Source organism: Streptomyces sp. NBC_00273, from assembly GCF_036178145.1.
Taxonomy (GTDB): Bacteria; Actinomycetota; Actinomycetes; order Streptomycetales; family Streptomycetaceae; genus Streptomyces.
The window spans coordinates 9,589,966-9,603,313 of the sequence record NZ_CP108067.1 but is presented as its reverse complement, the minus strand read 5'-3'; the positions used below and the strand labels follow the sequence as shown (position 1 = coordinate 9,603,313).

At 66.8% G+C, this 13,348-nt stretch carries 16 protein-coding genes and 2 pseudogenes; 7 read left to right on the top strand and 11 right to left on the bottom strand.

Annotated elements, in window-relative coordinates; genetic code table 11:
- Positions 1-319 precede the first annotated feature (319 nt).
- Positions 320-1,012, top strand: a complete 693-nt coding sequence (locus OG386_RS43220; protein WP_328792768.1) for a hypothetical protein — start codon at positions 320-322, stop codon at positions 1,010-1,012.
- A 110-nt stretch (positions 1,013-1,122) separates the two neighbouring features.
- Here OG386_RS43220 and OG386_RS43215 read toward each other — a convergent pair whose 3' ends face one another.
- Positions 1,123-1,551 (bottom strand): hypothetical protein, encoded by a 429-nt coding sequence (locus OG386_RS43215; RefSeq protein ID WP_328792767.1) that lies wholly within the window; start codon positions 1,549-1,551, stop codon positions 1,123-1,125.
- Between the two features lie 660 nt (positions 1,552-2,211).
- Complete coding sequence (locus OG386_RS43210; protein ID WP_328792766.1) at positions 2,212-2,754, bottom strand: nuclear transport factor 2 family protein; 543 nt, start codon at positions 2,752-2,754, stop codon at positions 2,212-2,214.
- Between the two features lie 222 nt (positions 2,755-2,976).
- On the opposite strand from OG386_RS43210, the gene OG386_RS43205 reads away from it, so the two are divergent.
- A protein-coding gene (locus OG386_RS43205) for an IS5 family transposase (RefSeq protein WP_328792765.1) occupies positions 2,977-3,791 on the top strand; the annotation gives its coding sequence in 2 pieces (ribosomal slippage) (positions 2,977-3,303 and positions 3,306-3,791; 813 coding nt in all).
- 40 nt (positions 3,792-3,831) lie between these two features.
- Here the strand turns inward: OG386_RS43205 and OG386_RS43200 are convergent.
- Positions 3,832-4,182, bottom strand: a complete 351-nt coding sequence (locus OG386_RS43200) for a winged helix-turn-helix transcriptional regulator (RefSeq protein ID WP_328792764.1) — start codon at positions 4,180-4,182, stop codon at positions 3,832-3,834.
- 76 nt (positions 4,183-4,258) lie between these two features.
- Between OG386_RS43200 and OG386_RS43195 the strand changes: the two genes are divergently transcribed.
- Together OG386_RS43195 and OG386_RS43190 are read left to right on the top strand one after the other, a co-directional pair.
- The gene (locus OG386_RS43195) at positions 4,259-4,918 is read left to right on the top strand and encodes an NADPH-dependent F420 reductase (protein WP_328792763.1); all 660 of its coding nucleotides are present in this window, start codon (positions 4,259-4,261) and stop codon (positions 4,916-4,918) included.
- A 124-nt stretch (positions 4,919-5,042) separates the two neighbouring features.
- A pseudogene (locus OG386_RS43190) lies at positions 5,043-5,834 on the top strand (IS5 family transposase).
- 50 nt (positions 5,835-5,884) lie between these two features.
- On the opposite strand, the gene OG386_RS43185 reads toward OG386_RS43190, so the two are convergent.
- The gene (locus OG386_RS43185; protein ID WP_328792762.1) at positions 5,885-6,211 is read right to left on the bottom strand and encodes a hypothetical protein; all 327 of its coding nucleotides are present in this window, start codon (positions 6,209-6,211) and stop codon (positions 5,885-5,887) included.
- A 152-nt stretch (positions 6,212-6,363) separates the two neighbouring features.
- On the opposite strand from OG386_RS43185, the gene OG386_RS43180 reads away from it, so the two are divergent.
- Complete coding sequence (locus OG386_RS43180) at positions 6,364-7,191, top strand: transposase (RefSeq protein ID WP_328792761.1); 828 nt, start codon at positions 6,364-6,366, stop codon at positions 7,189-7,191.
- On the opposite strand, the gene OG386_RS43175 is transcribed toward OG386_RS43180, so the two are convergent.
- Positions 7,192-7,476, bottom strand: a complete 285-nt coding sequence (locus OG386_RS43175; RefSeq protein ID WP_328792760.1) for a hypothetical protein — start codon at positions 7,474-7,476, stop codon at positions 7,192-7,194. It abuts the gene before it with no gap.
- Positions 7,477-7,845: 369 nt separating this feature from the next.
- Between OG386_RS43175 and OG386_RS43170 the strand changes: the two genes are divergently transcribed.
- Complete coding sequence (locus tag OG386_RS43170) at positions 7,846-8,082, top strand: hypothetical protein (RefSeq protein WP_328792759.1); 237 nt, start codon at positions 7,846-7,848, stop codon at positions 8,080-8,082.
- Between the two features lie 105 nt (positions 8,083-8,187).
- Here OG386_RS43170 and OG386_RS43165 read toward each other — a convergent pair.
- The 6 genes and pseudogenes from OG386_RS43165 to OG386_RS43140 form a co-directional block, all read right to left on the bottom strand.
- Positions 8,188-8,303: pseudogene (locus OG386_RS43165) on the bottom strand (TIGR03842 family LLM class F420-dependent oxidoreductase); the annotation flags it as partial.
- 439 nt (positions 8,304-8,742) lie between these two features.
- A complete protein-coding gene (locus tag OG386_RS43160) occupies positions 8,743-8,931 on the bottom strand; it encodes a hypothetical protein (protein WP_328792758.1) in 189 nt (62 codons plus the stop codon).
- A gap of 72 nt (positions 8,932-9,003) precedes the next feature.
- Positions 9,004-9,231: a hypothetical protein gene (locus tag OG386_RS43155; RefSeq protein WP_328792757.1), complete on the bottom strand. Its 228-nt coding sequence runs from the start codon at positions 9,229-9,231 to the stop codon at positions 9,004-9,006.
- Between the two features lie 35 nt (positions 9,232-9,266).
- Entirely contained in the window at positions 9,267-10,208 is a 942-nt protein-coding gene (locus OG386_RS43150; RefSeq protein ID WP_328792756.1) for an endonuclease/exonuclease/phosphatase family protein, read from the bottom strand.
- A 263-nt stretch (positions 10,209-10,471) separates the two neighbouring features.
- A complete protein-coding gene (locus OG386_RS47090) occupies positions 10,472-11,119 on the bottom strand; it encodes a helix-turn-helix domain-containing protein (RefSeq protein ID WP_443053281.1) in 648 nt (215 codons plus the stop codon).
- 257 nt (positions 11,120-11,376) lie between these two features.
- Positions 11,377-12,231 carry a class I SAM-dependent methyltransferase gene (locus OG386_RS43140; RefSeq protein ID WP_328792755.1) on the bottom strand — a complete coding sequence of 285 codons (855 nt, stop codon included), beginning with the start codon at positions 12,229-12,231 and terminating at the stop codon, positions 11,377-11,379.
- Positions 12,232-12,466: 235 nt separating this feature from the next.
- Here OG386_RS43140 and OG386_RS43135 point away from each other — a divergent pair, with 235 nt between their 5' ends.
- Positions 12,467-13,252, top strand: coding sequence for a hypothetical protein (locus tag OG386_RS43135; RefSeq protein ID WP_328792754.1), 786 nt, complete (start codon positions 12,467-12,469; stop codon positions 13,250-13,252).
- The last annotated feature ends 96 nt before the right edge of the window (positions 13,253-13,348 follow it).

The window sequence follows — 13,348 nt, the reverse complement described above, 5'->3', positions numbered from 1 at the left end:
GTCCTCAGCCTGCCCCAGGGGTACACGTATCGGGGTGACTCAACTCCATTCGCCGCCGCGCATCGTGGCCCGCACTGCCAGCACCTTGACCAGCCAACGATCTTGAAGGTCCACCTTCACCTATATCGCCGGATGGCGCGCGGCGCGGCCCCTGGGTCTGGAGCTCGGTTAGGCAGGACCCGAACCGTACCAACCAACAGGCGGGACCAGTCATCCTGCACCTGCACCCTGCCCGCGATACAGGCCAATGGATGGTGCGCTCGGGCCAGATGGCCGCTTTAAGGTACCCGTTGGATCCAGAATCTCGCATGGTCAAGAGATGACACAGACAACCGGGCAAGAGGGCGGAGAAGAGAAGGAACGCCCTCCATCCCGAACAGTCAAACTCGGGGTGGTCGTCACAATCGTCGCAAGCATCGTCGGTCTCATTACGACGGGCGTAGCGACGCTGTTCAGCGCCCTCGTGGCGCATGACCAGCTCGATCAGTCACAGCAAGTTGCAGAGGAGAGGCAACGGGCCCAGGCTGCCCGGGTCTCCTACTGGGGAGACCTCCAGCCAGACGGTACGCCCCGCCTGCACTTGATGAACAGGTCGCCGGATCCCATCTCCAATGTCCACATGTTTTTCGCCGTGGAGGTAACCGACACAGCTGGGAGGCACCTCGTCTCATTCACTGTAGTTATGCAGGGCTTACCCCCATGCTCTGACCTGACATTCACACTAAATGACATGAGATATAAGATCAGCAAAGAAAGCAAGCCAGCAGAATGGTCCTCCCCTTCCGGGGATCTACCCGCAGATGAGTGGCTGAACTTTACGGGAACAAAAAACCCTCTCATTGTGACCGGCGCGGTCGAATTCGCCGACCGCGACGGCGTTGATTGGCAACGCTTGGGAGGCCGCCTGACCCGCGATGCTCCGCCGGTGAGCCCGACAGTTGAGTCATGGGGGGTGGTGCACGCCGTAGCCCCACGACCCCTGAAGGGCTGCGCAGAGGATCCCTCCTATTAGCCCCTCTCACTGAAAGGCTGCGTAGAACCAGACCACGTCGGCGGATGCCACGGGATATGGATCAGGTATCAGTGTGGTGTTCGACCGAACATGCGGACCTCGGGCTGGCTCTACTCCCTGCGCTCTCGCGCCGAGGAGAGCAGTGTCCGTAGGGCCGGAAATCGCAGGAGCAGGGGCAGTGCTGTGTTGACCAGCGGGTGTGTGGGACCGGAGACAGCAGCGAGCACGTCACGCCAAAACCCATGGTCGGTCTGCTGGGTGTGCGTGCGTGCGTCGAGGGTGTCGGGCTTGGCTGTGTCGGGCAGGTGCCGGCCTTCGACCGGCAGGTACGGGACGCCGGCCGCGCGTAGGGCGCAGGTGCGGTGTTGGCCGTTGGTGAGGCTGTCGTGGTTGTCGTCCGAGCAGATGGGGTCCTGGACCAATGCCCGGGCCCACTCGCGGTCGCGTTCGTCGAGGTGCTCCATGGTGTGCGTGGCTCGGCCGCGCTCGGTGTCGTCGTCCGGATCGGCGGCCGCGCATGCGGTGGCGGCTTCGGCCATCGCGGCCCAGTCCCCCTGGTGGTAGGGCAGTCTGCCGGCGTGAGGCGGGTGAAGAGTTCCCCGTGGACAACCTGTCCGACGTACCAGTCGTGCGGGTCGGCCTTCTCGATCGCTTCCGCGCGTGGGAAGTGCGGGCACTTGGACAGGCGGTGCGGCCACGGCAGCCGCGAGACGGGACGGGTCGGATCCCGGTCACGCCGTGCTGGAAGAGGGTACGGTCCGCTGGGTCGGAGAAGTTGCTGGGGTGCAGGTCGGCCTCGTCCGCCGGGGCCCGCGGGCGCAGGGCGTCGTCGTTTCGCTGTTGATCGGCGTCATCGGACACCGTGGCACCGTCGACTTCGTAGTAGGGCCTCCGATGCCATGGCCCGTCTAGGGCCTGTTCTGAGTTCAGATCACTGGTGGGTTGCTTCGGCTCCCGGGAGGCTTCCGGCTGCTGCAGGAACGATCTGTGACGCGTGGTGATGTGACTGATGCCGATGGGAGTTGATCGAGCCGCATCTGCCGTTGGGCGAACGTGGGCCGATCACTGACCTGCGCAGCTACCTGCTTCAATGCGGTGATGTGGAGGTTCCGTTCGGGGAGCCCCGGCGCAACGTTCCGCGCCGGTACGGATGCTGGTCGACGATCTACGACCGGTTCCGGGTTCGAGAGGATTGACCTTCACGGTTCGACATCAAGGCGGGGCGACGTCAGCTGGTTGAGGGGGACCCTGCCGTCCAGTACGTCCAACGGTGTGGTGATCACGGGCAGGCGCCGGACGATGTCGTCGTTCAGCAACTGCGTCTGCGCGAGCACCGCCGTTTGATCCCAGTAGATGCGCTCGCTCCGCACCCGCGGGCCTCGGAAGTCCACGACGGCGATGACGGGTATACGGACCTGCTGCCCGGTGGGTGCCAATCCAGGCAGAACCCAGGGCACCTCGATGTCGTGGGTGAACGACACGATCATTTCGTCTACGAGGCTGCCGTCTCCCACCGTGCGGGATATCGAACGCACAGTGAAATCGTCCGGGTTCCGTCCAATGAACCAGCGTGCGTAGAAGTCCTTGACGCCGTCGTACCCACTACCGCCCATGGCGGTCGGCACATGGACGACGATGGGGTCGTCGTCCATCGTGGCCATCGTAGCCTCCACGTCCTGCGCCACGAACTCGCCGGCGGTGTGGGCTTCCCAGATACGCTCCATCGCTGCGCGATCAGCCATGCCCGCTCCTGACAGTAGGCGTCTCGGCTGTGCGGGTGTCTCGGGTCTCGGGATAGCCATACGCCGCCGCCCATTGCGCCGCATCCCCTTCTTCTGGACGCGAGGAAGACACCGCAGATTCAGGATAGGCAGGTGTGGGTCCGCGCGCACTCTTAGAACTCCGAACGAAATGATCTTCGAGGTGGTTGGATCACTCCAGGACTTACGATCCGGGGGTGTGGGGTGGCTCGGCCGAAGCCGTGGCATGTTGATGGCGAGCTGTGGGCGGTGATCGAACCGCTGCTGCCGAGGGTGGAGCGCCGAGCCCGCCATCCCGGGCGGAAGCGGCATCCGGACCGGCTGGTGTTCCAGGGCATCTTGTTCGTGCTGCATACCGGGATCGCGTGGGAACACCTGCCGCAGGAGCTCGGCTTCGGCTCGGGCATGACGTGCTGGCGGCGCCTGGCCGAGTGGACCGAGGCCGGCGTGTGGCCCCGACTCCACGAGGCCCTTCTCGCCAAGCTCCGCAGCGCGGACGCTCTGGACTTCTCCCGGGCAGCGGTCGATGGCTCCCACATCCGCGCGTTAAAGGGGGCTCCAAGACCGGACGAAGCCCGGTGGATCGGGGCAGGATGGGCAGCAAGCATCACCTGATCACCGACGCCACCGGCATCCCGCTCGCCGTCACGCTGACCGGCGGCAACCGCAACGATGTCACCCAGCTCATCCCGCTCCTCGAAGCCGTGCCGCCCGTGCGGGGCAAGCGCGGCCGACCACGGCACCGACCGGACGTCGTTCTTGCTGACCGCGGGTACGACCACGACAAGTACCGTCGCCTGGTGTGGAGGCTCGGCGTGAAGCCGCTGGTCGCCCGGCGAGGCACCGAGCACGGATCCGGGCTGGGCACTCAACCCTGGGTTGTCGAGCGCGCGTTCGCCCACCTGCACTGGTTCCGCCGCCTGCGGATCCGCTGGGAGGTCCGCGACGACATCCACGAAGCGTTCCTCACTCTGGGATGCGTGCTGATCTGCTGGCGGCGTTTGCATTCATCCCGATGAAGTACGTCAACGCGTGCAGGGAAGGTCACGGGCTGGGAGCTCACCCGCTCATTCGTTCCTGGGCGGCCATGACCTCATCGCCGTGCTCGAAGGCCCACGCGCCAAGTGCGTCGATGGGGCCGAGCAACGTCTCCCCCAAAGCAGTGAGTTCGTACTCGACACGAGGTGGCACTTCGCCATAGGCGTTCCGTGTCACCAGCCCGTTGAACTCCAGCCGGCGCAACGTCTCGGTCAAGACCTTGGGACTGATGCCGCCGATGCGCTCGCGTAGTTCGCGGGGGCGCTTGGGCCCCTCCCGCAGGACCCAGATCAGCACGGCGTTCCAGGTGTTGGAGAGGAGGTCGAAGGCGAGGCGGGCGCGGCAGTCAGCGAGGAAGGCGTCGGTCGTCACATACCAAATGGTGCCTGACGGGTTTCCTAGCGTCGTCCCGAAAGCGGTTGGAACAGATGCGGAAAGGGGCGTATCGATGAAGATCGGTGTGCTGGGAACGGGGAACATGGCGGACGCACTGGCCACGCACTGGGTGCGGGCCGGACACGAGGTGTTCGTCGGAGGCCGGGACGAGCAGAAGGCCCAGCGGCTCGCGACGCGCATCGGGGGCGCTGCGGGGCACGGGAGCCTGCAGGCGGCGGTGAGTTTCGGCGAGGTGGTGCTGGCCGCGCTGCCGTACGGTGCGGGCACGGACGTCGCCAGGGAGCATCAGTCGGCGCTGAAGGGGAAGGTCCTGCTCGACTGCGCCAATCCGGTCGGGCCCGGCTTCCGGCTGCTGACGGAAGGTGGCCCCTCGGCGGCGCTCCGACTGGCTGCGGCGGCACCGGGCGTGCACGTCGTCAAGGCGTTCAACCTCTGCCACGAGGACGTGTGGCGGATGAACCCGCCCGTCTTCGACGGCCAGCCCCTGACCGTTCCGATCTGCGGGGACGACGAGGCGGCACTCGCACTGGCACGCAAGCTGGTGCGCGACACGGGCTGTGAGCCAGTGGCCGGGGGCGGACTGGACCGCGCCGGGCTGCTGGAGGCGACCGCCGCGCTGTTCATCGGACTGTGGGTGGCGGAGCAGGCAGACGTACGGGCGATCGCGCCACCGCTGACCTATGCGACAGGTCCGCGAGCCGAGAGCGCGTGAGGTGTCCAGGTCATTGCGTTAGGAGTTCTTAGAGCCCGTAACACGATCTTGCAGCAACGTCCTGGTTGGCCGTGACCGGCGTGAGGGTTCGGCCGTTCGCGATGGCGTGAGTACTCGACCGTGGATCGTGGATGACGACTTGTGGGCGCTGATCGAGCCGTTGCTGCCGTCCTGGCGGGAGAAGGCGCCCGGTCCGCGGCCAGTTCCGGACCGGCTGTGCCTGCAGGGCATCCTGTATGTGCTGCGCAACGACATCGCCTGGCAACTGCTGCCGCTGGAGCTGGGGTTCGGATCGGGTCAGACCCTGCTGGCGGCGTCTGGACCGGTGGCAGAGGGCCGGGGTCTTCGATCAGCTCCAGCGGGTCCTGCTCGCGAAGTTGAACGCGGCCGGTGAACTCGACTGGTTCACGGGCGTGCGTGGATGGTTCCCACATCCGGGCGAAAAGGGGGGGCCGACACCGGTCCGTCGCCGGTCGACCGGCGGAAAACGGGCAGCAAGCACCACTTGATCTGCGACGGACGCGGCACCCCGTTCAAGGTCATCACGACTGCGGCCAATGTCAACGACGTCACCCAGACCCTCGCCCTGGTCGACGGCATCCCGCCCGTTGCGGGCCGCCCCGGCCAGCCCCGTCGCAGGCCCGACGCCCTGCTCGGTGACAAGGGCTACGACTCCAATGCCCACCGCAACGTGCTGCGACAACGGCGGATCCTGCCTGTCATCTCACGCAAGGGTTCACCGAACATCAAGGGCATGGGCAAGCTCCGCTACGTCGTGGAGCAGACTTTCGCCCTGCTCCATCAGTTCAAACGTCTCGCCGTCCGCTGGGAGCGCCGCACCGAACTCCATGACGCCTTCGTCTCCCTGGCCTGCAGCCTCATCTGCTGGAGGCGCCTCAAGAAGACACGCTCCTGATCACGCCCCAAGCGATCACAGCCAGCCCAGCATCTCAAAAGGCCCTGGGGCTAGTGGTGCGGTGCGTGCCTGGTTCCGGTCGGCTCTGCAGGGTCTGTCTCGGCTGCGGTGAGGATGAGTCGTCCCTCGACTCCTGCTTCGACGACCTTGACCAGCAGCGTGCTCGCGTCGTCAAAGCGCAGGGTGAAGTGCGGATCGAGCTGCATCAGGAAGTCGAAGCTCTCCCTGTCCTCCGCGGCCAGGGGAGTTTCGAGGGTCGCCTCGGACGTCCAGTTGTCTCCGGCGGCACGGACCACGACCTGCACACGGAGCCTGCCCAGACACGTCGAGCGATTGGCCCACCACTCAAGCGTCGCGGTGCCCTCGTAGCTGTCCATGGTCCAAGTATCGCGAGCGAGCAGGCAGCCATGTGTCAGCGATGCAGAATCAGAGGTCACAAGATCGCGTTACCAGCTCTTAGGCGTTTACCGGGATCACGAGTCTGGACGTTCTGCTGCCCTGGCTGGATCCGGGGCGGTAGACAGGCGGGTTGGCTCGGGGTGATCTCACGGACGACGAGTGGGCGGTGATTGAGCCGTTGCTGCCGCTGGGCGAGCGCGGTCCGATTCCTGACCTGCGGCGACTGGTGAACGGCGTGATGTGGCGGTTCCGTACGGGCAGTCCGTGGCGGGACATGCCCCAGCAATACGAGTCCTGGTTCACCGTCTACGGGCGGTTCCACCTGTGGGCCGGTGCGGAGGTCTTCCAGGCACTGATGGAAGCGGTGATCGCTGAGGCGGCCGCCCGGGGGCAGGCGGAGCTCGGGCTGGTGAGCGTGGACTCCACGTCTGCCCGGGCTCACCACCACGCCGCCGGGATGATGCTGGACCTCGGACCCGGCACGTCTGAGCCAGCCGCAGTCGGCGACGGCACCGCGGCCGTGACCGACCGGCGTGAAGCGCTGCGCGGGATCGCGCTGGCGATGTACCGGCTCGCCTTCGCCCACCCTCACGTCGTCCCGCTCGTGGCGACACGCCCTCTGACCGTCCCCATGGCCCGCAGACCCCTGCCGGTTCTGCGCTGCCACGAACGCCTGCTCGCCATCCTTCAGGCTTCAGGGCTGACGGACGCGGCCGCCCTGAAGCTGTACCGGGCATTCGTCTCCTGGGTCCTGGGCTACATCGTCGTGGAGCTGCGTGAGGTCGTCGACGACCCGGACGAACCCGATCCGGCCTTCCGGCTCGGCCTCCACCGCCTCCCCGCCCGTGACTTCCCGCGCCTGCGGGCGCTGGGCCCCGCCCTGGCGGTCCGAGGCGGCGAGGAACAACTCGGGGTGGACCTCGATGCCCTCCTCGACCGGCTGACTTCGGATTCGTGATCAGGTTGCGGGACCGCAGGCAAGCAGGCCCGATGGGCGGACCGCGAGCGGGACGCCGGCGTGGAGGACCTGCGGTCCGGTGCGACCGTACGAGGACACGGCGCCCAGGCGCGCAACGCCGTCCGGATGCCGCCAGTAGTGCGTGCTCACCCCGGCCTTCTCGAACCGGTCCTCGTTGAGACGCCACTGTCCATCCTCGCCCCACCAGTAGAAGGGGAAGTGGCCGAACCGTACGCACGCCCCGCGCCGTCCGGCACGCGCCCCAGGGGCCGGGGCCGCGGACATGACGGAGCTGTGCCGCGCTGCGCACGGCGTCACCAGCCCTGCCGTGGCCGCGCTCTACCACCGGGCCTACGGCCGATTGTGACTGTGCGCGGTAGATGGCCCGGATGGCCGACTTCGATGCACATCTTCTGGGCCCCACGCGCGGCCGCCGATCCGACTGCCGACGAGGCCGCCAGCCGAGCGGCGGCAACCGGATGCCCCGGGGACCGGCACCCATGGGGTGCTGGCCCCTTCCCAATCCCACCTAGGAGTGGATGACGGCCTTCGCGTGGGCGGCTTGCGCGCTCTGCTCAGCGTTCGGGGCCCGCAGGATTGGGGCGAGTGATTGCTCCGGATGCCCTGGCGGGGTGTCGGGGGCAGGCTGGAGCCATGGAACAGGCGCCGATCCTCGTGCACCGGATTTCCGCCTCGGGCGGCCGGCAGGTCGTGATCCGGATCCGCGGCGTCGACACCGTCCTCGGCGTCGCCTACAGCGACCGCGATCTGGTGGAGTTCCTGCGGCGGATCGACATCCCCGACCCGGACGACCTCGTCCTCTCCGACTCCGAGGTCATCGCGTGGCAGGGCGGGAGGCCGCACGTGTACGAGGAGCCCGGATCCGGATAGCAGAACGCTCCCCTGCACGGACGGGCGCTGTCCGCGGGCCCCAAGGACCTTCGACCGTCAACATCCCCTGGACGCTGGGCGGAACGCCCCCGCGACCTCGCCGGTGACGCCGAGGTCGCGCAGGTCCGAAGCTTCTCGATGTGTGCCTCGACCGGGCCTAGCAGCCAGAGGCGGTCGACGATCTCGTCGGGCACGAAGTCCGCGGACGGGTTCCCGGCGCGGGTTGATGAGGTCGGCCCATCCCCGGACCAGCACGCGCGGGGTCGCACCTACGAGGTGACGACCCTGGCCGAGGTGTCCTCCTTCCCGGCCCTCCGCACGGTGTAGCTGGAGCGGCACAACCGGAGGGGCCGGCCGCTACCGTGCATCGCGGCAGTCGGAAGTCCACGCGGCCGGTCCGGTGTTCGTCGCGAAGATCAGCTCGAACGCCCCCCGGCCCGCCGTCGAGTACGGGTTGCCCGGACGGACAGCCTCGCCGGCGGTACGGGCGGCCTCCACCGCATCGACGGCCGGCGGCCGCCCACTTCACCCGGGACACCGAGTGATCGACCGCGCCCGCGTGACGGCCGCCGTGCTCACGACGCTACCCGCGGCGCCGTGGCTGGCCGTTCGGGTGCGCGGCGCGTTCCTTGTGGCTGAAGCAGGCCCCCGACAGCGCCGTCAGTCGGCGGTGGGGCCATCGACGGCGTAGTGCTCCGGCATCAGTGCGCGGTTCTCCTGGACGGCGTCCTGGTGACTCTTCAACAGCCTGACGATGTCATCGAAGTCGATCGTGAACCGGATCTCCGAAAGGCATTCTGCGGTGTCCTGATGCCTTGCTCGGGCGATCTTGAAGATCTCATCCAGCACGCCGTCGAGCTTGACGCCTTGGCGGCGTAGGTTCCGCCCGGTCTCCGGGTAGATGTCGACGTCGTTCTGCCACTATCCGACAGGGTCGAAGAAGATCATCGGCGTGAACTTGGAGGTCTCCTCCTCGTAGTAGTTCTCCTCGACGTCCTGGAAGATCTCACGGAGGGTGCCACCACCGCCCCGGGCGTAGATGATTCCCGTCCTGGCCTTGGCCACCAGCGCCTCTTCCCGGATGCTGTTCTGGAAGTACTTCGCATACTCCATGAGGGCGTCATCGGCGTCGGCGAACATAGCGCCCAAGTGCGCGGCCTCCATCGCGCCGGGCCGACCTCGCCTCAGCCGACCTCGATGTCGAAGATGACCGGGCAGTGGTCGGAGGCCTTCGGCTTGTCGAATCCGATGCCCATGAACCGGGGGCCCTTGTAGCGAATCGCCCGCAGCGGCAGACCCATACGGAAGATCTCCGGGGCCGTCTGTGTCGCCGTGGCGAGCGATGCCGACGGCAGCAGATAGTCCAGCTGACGGTATTCTTCCCCGCCGGCCCAGTAGTGGGTCCACTGGTCTTCCAACGGCAGCCGGGTCACGACGTTCTGCACCTGATCCCAGCTGACCAGCTCGTCGATGCCCGGACTCCCGTCCCCGTTCGTCTCCATGTAGTCGTTGAGGTCTCCCAGGATCACGAACGGACTGTCACCCGGGGAGGCCTGGCCGAACCGTTCGGTGACGATCTCCATCACCTTCGCGGACTGCCGCTCCCGCTTCGCCCGGGTCTGGTTCCGCCCACCGATCATCGACTTGAAGTGGTTGACGTAGATTGTCACGGTCCTCTTCGAACTGCCCGTCCCGACCTGCACGTCGACCTCGAGACAGTCTCGAGAGAACAGCCCTGCCGTGGGGGTGGCAGGGTCCAGGAGGTGCTGGTGGGAGCGGATGTGAGTGATCGGGAACCTGGAAAGAACGGCCACGTCGATCAGCCGCATGTCGTTTCCGTCCACCCCCGCCACGTACGGGTACTTCTCCCGCCCACCGAGCGAGCGGGCACGGAAGTGCTTGAGTGTGTCAACATTCTCCACCTCCTGGAGCGCGAGCACGTCCGCGTCGATTTCACGCACCGCGGCTCCGGTGATGGCCTTGTCGTCCTGGCCCAGTTCGACGAATTGGGTCTGGTCCACAATCCAGCCCCGTGTATTGGCATCCGATGGATTCACGTCCTCCTTGAAGCGCCAACGCGCAAAGAGGTTCTCCACATTGAAAGTGGCCAATCGCAGTGTGGTCATGAGAGTCCTCCCATAGAGGGGTAAGGACCAGCAACATGAACCCCCGCACTTCCAGTCTCCTCCAACACGACCGGCCTGCAACCACAGTCCGTGGAGGAGCTCGGAGGGGTACGGGTAGGCGTAGCACTCGTAGCACGATCACAAGTCGGGCCTGGTGAGGCGTTTCGGGTTCAGTGCGATGTTCCCAGCGGACGGCGAATCATTTGGACTGGTGGAGCAGAGAGAAGGCATGCCGGCGACGCAGCGAAACAAGCGTCGGGATGCTATTGATCAGAAACTCTTGGGGTTCCCGTCGAGGACGTTGCGGACGTGGGGGCCGCTGTCGGCGGCCAGACCCAGCTGGGCCTCAGTGCCCGGGGTACACGCCCTCTCGCATTCGTGGTGAACGCTGTCGCCTGGGCTGCGACCGGTCCAGAAGGCGCGGGGATACGAAAGAGGCCCTGGACGGACCACCGGGTCCCTCCAGGGCCCGCGAATGGGGCGGGTGTCACTCCACTCGGTTGCGGTGGGCTTCGATCACGTACGGTCCGTGCCCGAAGGTCGTGCTCACGCGTTCGAGCGACCTGGTCGGCGAACAGGACCTCGCCGCCGTCCTTCTTCGCCTTCGCCCGGATCGCCGGCCAGGTCTCCTCGTGCCAGCGGCGCACGGCCTCCGGGTCCTGCTCCACGGCCCGCTTGTCCGGACGCTGGAAGGACAGCCCCCAACGCCTCAGGTGCTTGCCCACCCCGGGCTCGGTCAGCCGCACCCGGTACAGCCCCGCAATCAGCTCTCCCACCAGCCGCCGCGTCCACAGCTGCCCGCTCAAGCCCACGTTGCAGGGCCGGTGATCGACGACCGCCTGCCGCACAGCGGCCTGCTCTGCCTCCCCGAGCACCTGGTGCACCCCGACCGGTTTGCCCCGCGGCTGCATGACCAGCGCACCACGACCGCCGGCCTGCCACTTCGCCGACCACGTGTCGACCGCCTACAGCGACACCCCGAAGACCGCCGCTACGTCCCCACGGTCCCGCCCCGCCACCAACGCGGCCACCGCGGAACCATGTGGTCGATGTCCAGGCCCGGCAGAGGGCTCGCCGGACACCTTCACATCCCCGGTCTGGAAGCGGAGGTGGGTCAAGGTTGGCCGATGTCGATGAACTTTGACCGGCCAGCCGCTGGGGCCATATGTCAGCGCGCGGTGACTGAATACGCGGCGAGCGCACGGTTGCCGCGCGGCTTGGCGATGGCCCGGAGAACGTCGGCCTGGCTCAGGACGAGCTGTCGCACCGGCTCGGGCAGCGCAGCCAGACGCTCCTCCGTTCCGACCAGGTCGAGGCAAGCAGCGATTTCCCAGTCACCGTCCTGCAGTTCTCCGGTATCGACCGGCTCGCTGCCGTCAGCTGTCCATCCGGCCTCAGGCAGGAGCCGCAGCAGCCCCTCACGCGAGAAAGCCGTGCGGACGTTGCCCTCGCCATGCGATCCCGCGGCCTCGGCCTGCCCCTGGATCAGCACGGCGAGCAGGTGCGCCAACTGGTCGCCAGATGTAGGCGTCAAGTCCCACTCGGTGAACCATAGCCGCCGCGCCCACGGCCGTACCCGGGCCAGTGTGTCTCGCAGTTGTCCGAGCGATGCGAAGTACCAGGAGCAGTGTGCGAGCACCACATGGTCAAAGGTACTTTCGGGGAAGTCGACTGATCGGTCGAGGACGTCGGTGCCGAAGCGGAAGTCGATGCGCGGCCCGAGAGGGCCCGCCGCGAGCCGGGCTGCCGATTCCCCGAGCGTGACCGGCGTCCCATAGGAGGGGTCGGCCACGTCAATGGCCACCACGCGCCCATTGGGGCCAACCGCCTCTGCGAGGACGGCGGTCATGTCGCCCTGGCCGCATCCCAGTTCGAGGACAGTGGAGCCGGGTGTGATGTGCCAGCTCGCCACGAGCGCGGCGCGGTGGCGAGTCTGGGACAACTGGATGTCCGGGCTGTGATCGGCGGCGGCCATGCTGGCCGCGAGCGACGGGGCCTTGGCGCGGAGATCGGAGTGATTCACAAAGTCCTTGGTGATACTCGGCGGTCGGTACGAGCCGATGGTATGAGACGCTCGGGCAGTGGCGCCTCCGATTTCCTGGGCATGCTGTGGTGCCGCAGCCTGAGCAGATTAGAAACACGCACTCACCTTGAATTTTAACCGCGTACGCTGATTTGAGGATGTCTTGCTCTGCCCATCGGTGTGGAAACCCAGCCCCGACGCACGGTCGCCCTCCGGTGTTCCCTAGCCTCCTCCCATGAGCATCGGCGTATACATCCCGGAGTACGTACAGGACTGCGAGTTGGTCGCGAGCGAGGACCTCGCGCGAGACCCCACGTTCTGGCTAGCTCATGTCCTGTTGACGATGGGCGATCCCGGCGAACCAGCCGAGCCATACGGGGTGGACACGTCAGCCTACGAGGAAATGGTGGATCGCCTCGGTGACCCCGAGCAGCCCTGGCCAGTCTTGCGGGTCTGCTTCGACGGTGGCCATACGGTCTACGCCGTCTATGCCAACTGGGACGACCAGAACAACGTCGACTACTTCATCCGCCATCCCAAGTGGGGGCGCCTCGGCTTTCTCGGTCAGTGCGGCGCCGACGAGGCCGGCCCTGGCCTGTCCTGGACGGAGCTCCTCACCCTCGCCACGAGCACACAAGGCACCGAGGGTTTGACCAATCCATCCGAGCGCCTCCTACTCCTGCTGCCCATGCTCGGCGACGCCGACATGCCCGGCGAGGCGTGCGACACCGTGGCACGCGCACTGTCCCACTGTGGGATCCGCGCGGAAGCTGCTAGCGATTTGGCCGCGGTCCTGCTGGGGGAACAGGACCCGGCGAACGGACCCCGGTGGACGCCGACCGGCGACAGCCCGATCGCCGTGTGCTCATCCCCGTACAGCCCTCGCCAGGTACCCCTCGCCCTCGGTATCACGCCGGACCAAGCCCAGGCTCTGGCCACCGCCCTCAGCAGCCCGGTACCCGGGCAAGAGGAAGTCATGGAATACCAGCGGAACGAGCACTCGGCGGGCAGACAGTCCTGAATCTGGACTTGTTCAATAGTGTCTGACCTCGAACGATGCCCCCGAACGTGATCCCCCGTACGTGGGTTCCTGGGACGTGAACGCGGCCTTCGCTTG